The organism is Streptomyces sp. BRA346 (genome assembly GCF_052851135.1).
The window spans coordinates 1-10,492 of record NZ_JAIWIH010000087.1 but is presented as its reverse complement, the minus strand read 5'-3'; the positions used below and the strand labels follow the sequence as shown (position 1 = coordinate 10,492).

General features: G+C 69.3%; 13 protein-coding genes. 1 reads left to right on the top strand and 12 read right to left on the bottom strand.

The genetic code is table 11. The features are described 5' to 3' along the window. Positions 1 to 235 precede the first annotated feature (235 nt). The 11 genes from LCH29_RS43190 to LCH29_RS43140 form a co-directional block, all read right to left on the bottom strand. Positions 236 to 655 (bottom strand): PIN domain-containing protein, encoded by a 420-nt coding sequence (locus LCH29_RS43190; protein ID WP_446467161.1) that lies wholly within the window; start codon positions 653 to 655, stop codon positions 236 to 238. Continuing rightward, the gene (locus LCH29_RS43185; protein ID WP_446467160.1) at positions 652 to 864 is read right to left on the bottom strand and encodes a type II toxin-antitoxin system VapB family antitoxin; all 213 of its coding nucleotides are present in this window, start codon (positions 862 to 864) and stop codon (positions 652 to 654) included. Before LCH29_RS43185 ends, LCH29_RS43190 begins: the two co-directional genes overlap by 4 nt. Positions 865 to 1,062: 198 nt before the next feature. Next, a complete protein-coding gene (locus LCH29_RS43180; protein ID WP_446467159.1) occupies positions 1,063 to 1,701 on the bottom strand; it encodes a CBS domain-containing protein in 639 nt (212 codons plus the stop codon). Positions 1,702 to 2,104: 403 nt separating this feature from the next. Then, complete coding sequence (locus LCH29_RS43175; RefSeq protein ID WP_446467158.1) at positions 2,105 to 2,251, bottom strand: hypothetical protein; 147 nt, start codon at positions 2,249 to 2,251, stop codon at positions 2,105 to 2,107. Continuing rightward, the gene (locus LCH29_RS43170; protein ID WP_446467157.1) at positions 2,248 to 3,000 is read right to left on the bottom strand and encodes an SDR family NAD(P)-dependent oxidoreductase; all 753 of its coding nucleotides are present in this window, start codon (positions 2,998 to 3,000) and stop codon (positions 2,248 to 2,250) included. Before LCH29_RS43170 ends, LCH29_RS43175 begins: the two co-directional genes overlap by 4 nt. After that, entirely contained in the window at positions 2,997 to 3,968 is a 972-nt protein-coding gene (locus tag LCH29_RS43165) for a fumarylacetoacetate hydrolase family protein (RefSeq protein WP_446467156.1), read from the bottom strand. The genes LCH29_RS43170 and LCH29_RS43165 overlap by 4 nt, the downstream gene beginning before the upstream one ends. A gap of 99 nt (positions 3,969 to 4,067) precedes the next feature. Then, positions 4,068 to 5,006, bottom strand: a complete 939-nt coding sequence (locus LCH29_RS43160; RefSeq protein ID WP_446467155.1) for a VOC family protein — start codon at positions 5,004 to 5,006, stop codon at positions 4,068 to 4,070. 13 nt (positions 5,007 to 5,019) lie between these two features. Further along, positions 5,020 to 6,024, bottom strand: a complete 1,005-nt coding sequence (locus tag LCH29_RS43155) for an amidohydrolase family protein (protein WP_446467154.1) — start codon at positions 6,022 to 6,024, stop codon at positions 5,020 to 5,022. Next, entirely contained in the window at positions 6,021 to 7,151 is a 1,131-nt protein-coding gene (locus LCH29_RS43150) for an FAD-dependent oxidoreductase (protein WP_446467153.1), read from the bottom strand. Before LCH29_RS43150 ends, LCH29_RS43155 begins: the two co-directional genes overlap by 4 nt. A 25-nt stretch (positions 7,152 to 7,176) precedes the next feature. Beyond that, positions 7,177 to 8,139, bottom strand: a complete 963-nt coding sequence (locus tag LCH29_RS43145; RefSeq protein WP_446467152.1) for a cyclase family protein — start codon at positions 8,137 to 8,139, stop codon at positions 7,177 to 7,179. Next, entirely contained in the window at positions 8,136 to 9,131 is a 996-nt protein-coding gene (locus LCH29_RS43140) for a fumarylacetoacetate hydrolase family protein (RefSeq protein ID WP_446467151.1), read from the bottom strand. Before LCH29_RS43140 ends, LCH29_RS43145 begins: the two co-directional genes overlap by 4 nt. A 131-nt stretch (positions 9,132 to 9,262) precedes the next feature. On the opposite strand from LCH29_RS43140, the gene LCH29_RS43135 reads away from it, so the two are divergent. After that, entirely contained in the window at positions 9,263 to 10,225 is a 963-nt protein-coding gene (locus LCH29_RS43135) for a LysR family transcriptional regulator (RefSeq protein ID WP_446467150.1), read from the top strand. Between the two features lie 34 nt (positions 10,226 to 10,259). Here the strand turns inward: LCH29_RS43135 and LCH29_RS43130 are convergent, their stop codons facing one another. Beyond that, positions 10,260 to 10,457: an integrase core domain-containing protein gene (locus LCH29_RS43130; RefSeq protein WP_446467162.1), complete on the bottom strand. Its 198-nt coding sequence runs from the start codon at positions 10,455 to 10,457 to the stop codon at positions 10,260 to 10,262. Between the last annotated feature and the right edge of the window lie 35 nt (positions 10,458 to 10,492).

Genomic DNA, 10,492 nt, shown 5'->3' with positions numbered 1-10,492 from the left:
TGCCCACCTGGACGTCCACGGACGAGACCGACTCGGCGGCACCCTCCACGAGTACCAGCGAGCGGCCTGAACTGCGCGGATGATTTGTCGGCACCCACACAGCCGTCATACAGCGGTAATGACACCCTTCAGGCCTTGAGCGGGCCGCGGTGCTGGTCGCAACTCCGTACCCTTGGCGGTCTGTCGGCGCAGAAACACAGCCGGGATCGAAGGGAGTTTCCGCGTACCCGACAAGTCAGTGGTCCGCTGTGCCCGCTTCCACGACCCACTTCATGGGCTGGCCTGTTATCGAGGCGATCATGTCGTAGTCTTGGTCGTAGTGCAGCACCGTCGCCACATGCCGTTCGGCCGCTGCGGCGATCAACAGGTCCGGCATGGACAGCGCGCGGTGGTTGCCCTTGGTGATGGCCTGTCGCTGGACGTCTTTGGCGCGGTCCCACACCTCGTCAGTCATTGGCAGGTAGTCGAAGCCGGCCAGGAACCAATGCAGGCGCTTCGCGTCGTTCTCGTTGCGCGCGGAGTACATCACTTCCATCTCGACCGGTCCGCACACAGCCAGTACGCCATCCTCGTGGAGCGGGTCGAGGGCCTCCGCCACCTTCGGCTTGCGCCATCGCTGGAGGGCGGAGTTGTCGATCAGGAAGCGCTCACTCACGCCACGTTCCTACTGTTGGGCTCTGTCCGGCTGTCGTAGGTCAGGTCCAGGTCACCGGACTTGATCGCGTCGATGCCCTCCTGGCGCAGTCGACGCTTGACGGCCTCTTCCATGGCCATGCGCACGGCCTTGGCCTTCGTTTTCACGCCGTACAGGCGCATGGCGTGCTCTACCATCTCATCGTCGAGATCGATCATGGTGCGCGACATCAGGTTCCTCCTGTCGGGCGCAGCGACACCCAAAATGATAGCAGTATGGAGCGCTTAAATGGTGTCGTTTTGAGGTTGATGGCCGTGCGGGTATCGCCGAGGGGGCTGGGTCTGCTTCGAGGCTGGTGATATCGAGGTGAGGGGCGGTCGGGGTCCTGGGGCCCGAGCTCCGCAGCTCGGACTCCCAGGGTGGACCACCTAGCCTGCGGCGGCGAGGCGGGCGTCCACAGCGACGACACCGTCGACGCCCTGGCAGAGGCCCACGACCACCGGGATGAGACGCGGTTCCGGGACGTGACCCCGAAGGGTGACGTCCCCGTCACGGACCTCGACCGCGACGGTGCCCGCGTCCAGGCCGAGGATGCGTCCCAGGACGTCCTGCTCGACCTCGTCGCGGATCTCGATGTCGGAGCGGATGAAGGTGTCGAGCAGGTCGCTGCGGCTGACGATGCCGGTGAGGATCCCGTCGTCGCCGACCACCGGCAGTTGCTTGACGTGCCGCCTGCGGAGTTCCCGCGCGGCCCGGGGGATCGTCCAGTCGGCGCGGGCGGTGAAGACGGGACTGCTCATCAGCGCGCCCGCGGTCCGGGCCCGGGCCTTGCCCCAGGTGCGCTCGTCGTTCCCGTCCTGCCCCTGCGGATCGGGCATTCCGGTCTCGTGCCGCAGCACATCGGACGCGGACACCACGCCGACGGGGGCGCCGTCGTCATCGACGACCGGGGCAGCGGCGATGTCGTTCGCGTCCAGCAGGGCGGCGACTTCCTGGAACGGTGTGTCGGGGCGGAAGGTGACGACCTCCTCGGTCATCACGTCACCGACCGCACGGCGGCGCAGCATGGCATCGGCCTCCTCCGCTTCGCGACGGGGCGGCCGCGGCCGGACCGCCCCGGGCGGGCCACGCGCGGCGCACCGGCCTCCGCGGCCCCGCCGGTTCGTCCACGCCGTCTTCCCTATCCATGACAGCACCGCGCCGCTCCGGCGACCACTGACGTTCGACCTGGCGGGGAAACCGGCGGTCCTACGGCCAGGAGTGCGGCCGAGCGCACGGTAGACGCCGACAGGCTGGGCGCCTGGCCCTTGCGTTTGTCGATGAGGGCGGTCAGGTCGCCCTCCTGACCGCTCACTCAGCGTCCGCGCCCACGTCCACGGGCCCGGCCTGAAGGGTGTCTTTATTGCTGCACAGTCGCTGACCTGGGGCTTTGTGATCGTCCGTGTATGGGCATGATCAGTGATGCACAGCTCAGCAGCCTGATTCGACGGCCTCCTCGTGCAGCAGGTCGCCGCCGACCACGAGCGCGCTCTCGGCCGCGAAGCGCAACGCGGCGGCCCGGCCCTGGCCGCGGGCGGTGCCGGTGATTAGGGCGACCTTGCCTTCGAGCCGCCTCACGACGTCCCCTCGCGCAGGGCGTCGGACACGGACTTGACGCCTCCGTGCGCGGTCAGGCCGCCGTCGACTGGGATCTCGGCGCCCGTGATGAACGACGACTCGTCCGACAGCAGGAACGCGACCAGGGGCGCGACCTCTCCGACGGTTCCGGTGCGCCCCAGAGGGGTCTCCCGGATGTTGGACTCGCGGAAGGCCGGTGCGGCGGAGGCGGTCATCTCGGTGTCGATGTAGCCGGGGTGGATGGTGTTGACGCGGATGCCGCGCGGCCCGAGTTCCAGTGCGGCCACTCTGGAAAGGCCGCGCAGCCCCCACTTGCTGGCGGTATAGGCGACCGGATAGTGAGCGGTGAGCGCGGCGGACGAACCGACGTTGACGATCGAGGAGCCAGGGGGCATGAGCGGGGCGAGGTGCTGGATGCCGAGGAGCGGGCCGGTGACGTTGACGGCGTGTACCCGGGCGAAGTCCTCGGCCTGGACGTCGCCGAGTCGGGTGCGCCAGGTGATGCCGGCATTGTTCACCAGGCCGTGCACCTGTCCGTACGTCTCCTTCAGCTCGGCGGCGAGTTCGGCCCAGTCCTGCTCGCTGGTGACGTCGAGGCGGCGGCAGTCGGCCTCCGGCCGTACGTCGGTGGCGATCACCCGCGCGCCCTCCCGGGGCAGTGCCTCCGCCTCGGCGGCGCCCTGGCCACGCGCCGCGCCGGTGACGACGACGACCCGGCCCAGGAGCCTCTTGCCGGACAGGTCGCTCACGGCCGCTCCCTGGACCGGCGTCGCCCGGCGGGAAGAGGCACCGGATCGGAGCCCGGGACGACGGTGTTGGACACGGTGCCGATGCCTTCCACCGTGAGGGTGACGGTGTCGCCCGGCTTGAGCGGCGGCGGGGTCTGCTCGCCGCGTACGCCCCACAGCTCGGCCAGGCAGCCGCCGTTGCCACACGTGCCGGAGCCCAGGACGTCGCCGGGCATCACCTGCGTGCCGCGCGAGGCGTAGGCGACCATCTCTTCGAACGTCCAGCTCATGTTGGACAGCAGGTCCTGGCCGACGGCCTCGCCGTTGACCTCGGCGGTGAGCGCCAACCGCAGGAAACCGTCGGCATCCCGGTACGGCTCCAGTTCGTCGGCGGTGACCAGGTACGGGCCGAGCGTGGTGGCGGTGTCCTTGCCCTTGCAGGGCCCCAGGCCGACCTTCATCTCTGCGGACTGCAGGTCGCGGGCGGACCAGTCGTTGAAGACGGTGTAGCCGACGATGTGGTCGCGGGCCTGCTCGGGCGTGAGGTCGCGGCCCTCGCGACCGATGACGGCGGCGACCTCCAACTCGAAGTCCAGGACCGCGGAACCGGGTGGGACGGGGATGTCGTCGTGGGGGCCGTACACGGCGTGCGGGTTGGTGAAGTAGAAGGTCGGAGCGGCATACCACTGTTCAGGTACGCCGACGGTGCTCTGCACGGACCGCCGTACGCCTTCCACGTGCTCCTCGAAAGTGACGAAGTCCCGGACCGACGCGGGCTGGAGGGGCGGCAGCAGACGGACCTGTGAGACATGGGGGCCCGGTGGCACGTCCAGCGCCGCAGCGCCCGCGGTCAGTACTCCGGGAAGACCGCCGGCTTCCGACAACAGGGCGGTGAGCGACGTGACGCCGGGCAGGGGGAGGAGTGTGCCGTCGTCCTCCACGACGGCCACGCGATGGCGGTGCTGGTGTTCGTAGGCGGCGAAACGCATGGTGCGGCTCCTGGCAGGCTGGGCCGGGGGCAGCGGCGCTGGTGCAGTCAGGGCAGTTGACAGGGCCACCGCGCCCCCGGGAGTCGGGGCGGGGTGGGATCAGACCGGCGGGGCGACGAACACACCCCGGTCGGGGTCGTTGAACGACTCCTTGGCCACCAGTTCGTTCATCGGGTTGGCGGTGCCCCACTGGTCGGTGACTTCCGGCTGGGAGAAGTCGTAGACGTGCGGGTGCCAGGTGTCCTCGTCCAGCAGCTCCAGCTCCGTCGTGTACTCGACGGTGTTGCCGTGTGGGTCGAGGAAGTAGGTGAAGGTGTTGTCGCCCGCCATGTGCCGGCCGGGACCCCAGACCTTCTTGAACCCGGCCCGGATGACGCGGCCGGAGCCGCGCATGTACTCGTCGATGCCGCGCATCTCGAAGGAGATGTGGTGCAGGGCGGTGTGCGGGCCCTGGGCGATGGCCATGGAGTGGTGCTGGTTGGAGATCCGCATGAAGTGCATGACCTCGCCCACGTGCGGCGAGCTGAGCGAGTCGGAGAGCCGGAAGCCGAGGTGACGCTCATACCACTCCCGCGTCCGGTTGAGATCCGGAGAGTTGAGGACGACGTGCGACAGCTTGACCGGGATCGATTCTTTCTCCTCGATCTTGCGGTGCTGACGGACCTCGACGTCGGCGGAGACCTCGATGGTGCGTCCGTCGACGTCGAAGAAGCGGAAGCCGTAGCCGCCGCCGGGGGTGTCGACCTTGCCCGGCTGGGAGAGCAACTGAAGTCCCGACGCGAGGAGTTGCTCGGCGAGCGTGTCGACGTCCTCGCGGGTTGCCGCGCCGTAGGACACCAGGTCCAGGCGCTTCTCGTCGGCCTTGCGCAGCCGGACGACGTACTGCTCGGGGGAGCCCTCGGCGGCGAGGAAGGAGATGCCGGAGTCCTCGGAGACCTTGGTCAGACCCCACACGCCGGCGTAGAAGTCGAGCTGCTTGTCGTAGTCGGGTACGGCGAGATCGACGTGCCGCAGGTGGGTGAGCAGACGGGCGCTCATGACGGGATCCTTCTCAGTCGAGGGTGAGATTGAGCAGTGCGGCGGCATTGCTGCCGCGTACGGCGTCGAAGTCGGCCTGGGGCAGCTCGGCGGCGCGCAGTGCGCCGACGGGGTTCTCGGTTCCCATGTCGAAGGGGAAGTCCGATCCGAGGCAGACGCGATCGGGACCGGCCACGCGAACCAGTTCCCGCAGGACGTGCGGGTCGTGGACGAGGGAGTCGAAGTAGAGGCGTTTCAGGTAGCTGCTGGGCAGGTGGGCGCAGTCGGCGCCGGCGTCCGAGCGGGTGGACCAGGCGTGGTCGGATCGGCCGATGTGGGTGGGCAGATAGCCACCGCCGTGCGCGGCGATCACCTTCAGACCGGGATGGCGGTCCAGGACGCCGGAGAAGATCAGGTGGGAGAGGGCGACGGCGTTCTCCGTCGGCTGTCCCACCGTGTTGGACAGGTACCACTGGCCGAGCCGCTCGTCGAGCGTGCAGCCGAAGGGGTGCAGGAAGAGGACTGCACCGGTCTCCTCGGCCCGCGCCCAGAGTGGTGCGTATGCCGGGTCGGACAGCTCACGGCCCGGGGCGTGGCTGGAGATCTCCACTCCGGTCAGCCCCTGTTCCAGGGCATGGCCGAGGGCACGGACCGCGATCCGCGGGTGCTGGAGAGGTACGAGGCCGAGTCCGCGCAACCGGTCCGGGGCGGCGGAACAGTGCGCCGCCGTCGCTTCGTTGGCGATCCGGCATACCTTCTCGGCCGTCTCCTCGTCCGCCCAGTAGTGGTAGTGCGAGGGGGACGGGCTGACGAGCTGGACGTCCACGCCCTGCGCGTCCATCGCGGCCAGCCGCACGGTGACGTCGGTCAGCCGGGGGATGCATTCGCGCACCATGGGCCCGTTGACGGCCAGGGCCGCCGGGCCGTTGCGCCGGGAGTCCAGTGCCTTTGCCCCGGCCAGACCTGGCAGGCCGTCCACCAGCGCTTCGACCTCGGGCAGCAGGACATGGGCGTGCACGTCGACGGTGAGGGCCCTCACGGCAGCTCCCGCAGCATCGTCATGGTCCGGGCGATCAGACCGGGAACGTCCGCGTCCCGGACGCCGTCGAGCTGCCACTGCCCGAGCTGCACGGACGCCTCCACCACCGGACGGACGCGGGCGATGCGCCGCTCGTAGTACGCCTGGAACAGCCCGTCGTCCCAGATCTCCGTGGCTGTGAGCAACTGGGTGAGCACCCAGGCGTCCTCCAGGGACAGGGCCGCGCCCTGAGCGAGGGTGGGCGGGCAGCAGTGCGCGGCGTCGCCGATCAGCACGACGCGGCCGCGGTGCCAGGAGCCCTCGACCAGCAGCCTGTCGAACCACGTGTAGTTGACCTTCGCCGGATCGGTGATGTGCTGCGTGATCTCCGGCCAGAAGCCGCCGTAGGCGGAGGCGAGGCGGCGCATCTCATCGGCGTACATGGCCGGTGGGATCGAGGCACGGTCGCGGTTGTCCTCGACGACGTACGCGTACAGGGTGCTGTCGCCGGTCGGGCTGTAGCCCGCGATGTAGGCGGGGCCGCCGTAGGAGAGGTCGGTGCGGGAGACACCGGCGGGGCGCGGGGCGGCGACGCGCCAGATGGCCATGCCGGTCGGCTCCGGCTTGTCGGTGATGCCGATCGCCGCGCGGGTCGAGGAACCGAGGCCGTCGGCGGCGATCACCAGGTCGTAACGGCCCTCGGTGCCGGTTGGGAACTGTACGGAAACTCCGTTCGCGTCCTGGTCGAGGACTTGGGCGGTCGTGCCCAGGTGCACCGAGGCGCCGCTCGCGCGCACGGCGTCGATGAGGATCTGCTGGAGTTGGGGACGCTGCATGCCGAGCGTGGCGGGCAGGCCGTCACCGCCGGTGCGGATGTCCCGGGCAACGTGCAGCACGGTGCCGTCGGGGGCGGTGATGCCGACCGAGCCGTAACCGAAGCCGGACGCCCGAACCTGCTCCCACACCCCGAGTTCACGCAGGACCCGCAGGGCGTTGCCCTGGAGGGTGATGCCGGAGCCTGCGGTGGCGTTCCAGTCGTCCCTCGCCTCGATCAGATCCACCGTGAATCCGGAGCGACGCAGGAAGACCGTGGCGGCGTTTCCAGCCGCGCCGCCGCCGATCACCAGGATCGTACGGGACTTGCTCATGGAAGGAACTCCCTTGTCGCGCCGGTTACTTGACGGCGATCGGGTTGACGGGGGAGCCGACGGCTCCGGTGATGGGCAGGGGTGCGGCGGTGAGCCAGAAGTCGTACACGCCGTCCGCGGCGCAGTCCGCGGCGAGCGCGTCGAGGTTCCACATCTCGCCGATGAGCAGGCCGATGTGGGGGATGGCGACCTGGTGCAGCGGCTGGAAGGCGGGCTCGAACTCGTTCGGCCTGACCTCGAAGCCCCAGGTGTCGGTGGCGATCGCGGCGATCTCGGTTCCGTGCAGCCAGCCGGCCGTGGTGAAGGACAGGCCAGGTGCGTCACCGCCGGCGTAGTCACCCCAGCCGTCACGCCGGACCCGGGTCAGCTGGCCGGTGCGCACGAGCACGATGTCCCCGCGGCCCACTGCCACCCCGTGAGCCTCGGCCGTCGCCGTCAGGTGTTCCTCGGTGATGGCGAAGCCGTCGGGCAGCTCGCCGCCATCACCGATGACACGGCTCACATCCAGCAGCACACCGCGCCCGGCGACGTGCGGAGCCATGTGCTCGATGCCGGTGACCTGGTCGCCCTCGGAGGTGACGACCCTTTCCGCGGGGCGCCCGTTCCACGCCATGCCGTGGTCGAAGATGTGGCCGAGCCCGTCCCACTGCGTGGAGCACTGCAACGGCATCGCGATCACGTCGTCGGCGCCGCCGAGACCGTGCGGGAAGGGCTGGTGGCCCAGGGCCGCGTCCATGCCGGTGTCCAGCATCGTGTGCACCGGGTTGGTGCGTCGACGCCAGCCCTTCTGCGGGCCGTTCATGTCGAAGGGCTGCGCGAGCGAGAAACTGACACCCCGCCGGATGAGAGCCGCGCCCTGGCGTCGCTTGGCCTCGTCGAGGAAGTTCAGCGTGCCGAGCACGTCGTCCTCGCCCCAACGTCCCCAGTTGGACGTGGCCTTGGCCGCTTCGGCGATGGCGGCCTCAGGGTTGTGGCGATCCAGCATCACGGTGCGGCCTCCGCCACACAGCGGGTGCGCTGCACGCCGAGCCCGGTGACTGAGCCTTCCATGACGTCGCCGTGGCGCAGCAACCGGCCCCAGTGCATTCCGTTGCCGGCCGGGCTGCCGGTGAGTACCAGGTCGCCGGGCAGGAGCTGTGCGGTCTGCGAGGCGTACGCCACCATACGCGCGACCTTGAAGATCATGTCCTTGGTGGACTCGTCCTGCATGGTCTCGCCATTGAGTTTGAGCGTGACCCGCAGGTCGTCGGGGTGCGCGATCGACTCGGTCGGGACGATCCACGGGCCGAGCGGGGTGAACCCCGGGGCGTTCTTGCTGCGCAGCCAGTCCGTGCCGATCTGCGGCATGTCCCGGCGGAAGACGGTGGCCCGGTCGGTCACATCGTTGGCGATGGTGTACCCGGCGATGTACTCCCGGGCCTCCTCCACCGATATCTGGTAGGCGGCCCGGCCGATGACGACCGCCAACTCCAGCTCCCAGTCCGGCTGTTCGGCCCAGGCAGGCAGGACGACGTCGTCGTACGGTCCGTTGATCGTACTCGGCAGTCCGATGAAGACGTACGGCAGGTCCTCGGCGGCCCGCCGGTCCATGAGCTCCGCTGCCTCCGCGTGGCGCTCCGCCTCGGGCCGGTCGTCACCGGGGGCGCGATGGGCTACGTGCAGGTCGATCACGTGCTGGCGGTAGTTCGCGCCTGACTGGAACACCTGCCGCGGGGCGATGGGCGCGTGCACGCGAAGGTCCGCAACGGGTGTGCGGGGCAGGGCGGGGTCGGCCGCCAGTGCGCGCAACTGCGGCAGGAGTGCCTCCCAGCGGTCCAGTACGTCCAGGGCGGTCAGCCGCTCGTCCCCGAGGGCATGCCGCAGGTCGAGCGCCTGGCCGTCGGGTGTCACCAGGGAGGGAAAGGCGGGCCCGTCCGGGGCCGAGAGCGTGGCGAGGGCGAATGGTCCGGCGAAGAGCGCGGACCCGGGTTCAGGTTTCACGGATGTCCTCCCGATTGCGGTGTGATTAATCTGGACCCCGCACCCGTAATCAGGGAAATCGATTCTATGGATGATCGCTATCTGTTTCATTTATTCTTGCTGGTAGTCGCCGTATCGCTGAGGGGAAATCCGTGAATTTGGCCCGCCTCGACCTCAACCTCGTCGTCGCGCTGCGCGCGCTGCTCGAAGAGCGCAATGTCACCCGAGCCGGCGAGCGAGTGGGGCTGAGCCAGCCCGCCATGAGCGCGGCCCTGTCCCGGCTGCGCCGCCACTTCGACGACGACCTGCTCGCCCGCGTCGGCGGCCACTACGAACTCACCGCCCTCGGACAGGTCCTGCTCGATCGCACTTCCACGGCCTATGACGTGCTGGAACGCCTCTTCACCAGCCAGGCCGACTTCGACCCGGCCAAGGAGACCCGCGAGTTCAAACTGATCGCGTCGGACTACGCCGTCGCCGTCTTCGGCACCGAACTCGCCCGTGTCGTGCACGAGGAGGCACCCGGCATCCGGCTGCGCTTCTCCCAGACCCCGCCCACCGTGGTCGACGACACCGCCACGCTGCTGAGTACCAGCGACGGCCTGCTCATGCCGCACGGCATCATCAGCGACTTCCCCGCCACCGACCTCTACGACGACCGCTGGGTGTTCCTCGTCGCCGACGATCACCCGAGTGTTCCGGACCGCCTCACGTCGGAGGACCTGTCCCGGCTGCCGTGGGTCACCTACCAGCGCACGTACGACGCCCCCGCGGTGCGCCAGCTCGGCATGCTCGGCATCGAACCGCGCGTGGAGGTCTCCGTCGACAGCTTCCAACTGCTGCCCCTGATGGTCGCAGGCACGCGACGGATCGCTCTGGTGCAAGCCCGCCTCGCCCGCCTGATGGCGCCGCTCACCGCCGTCCGGGTGGTTCAGCCGCCCTACGAGGCCGTTCCGCTGCGTGAGGCACTGTGGTGGCACCCGGTGCACACACACGACGCCGCCCACATCTGGCTGCGCGAGACGGCCACGCGCGCCGCTCGGGGGTTGCTCGACCGGGAGACCCGGAAACCGGCCCGACGTGATGCGCCGGGTCGGCGAGACTCGGTGCCGTAGCCGTCGGCGTTCCGCTCGGGGGTCAGGAGCTGGCTCAGAATCCGATGCTGCTCGAACGCCGTGGGAGTAAGTCCGGCGCCCGTTGTCCGAGGGATCGGTGTGGCCGGTGTGGGTTGTAGTGCTCTGTGTACTCACTGACGACGAGGCGTAGGTGGCGCTCTCCCGTGATCAGGATGCGGTCGGTTGCCTCGTGTCGACATGATCGGATCCAGCGTTCCGCGATGGTGTTCATCCGGGGTACCCGGGGCAGTGTCGGAAGGACGTCTA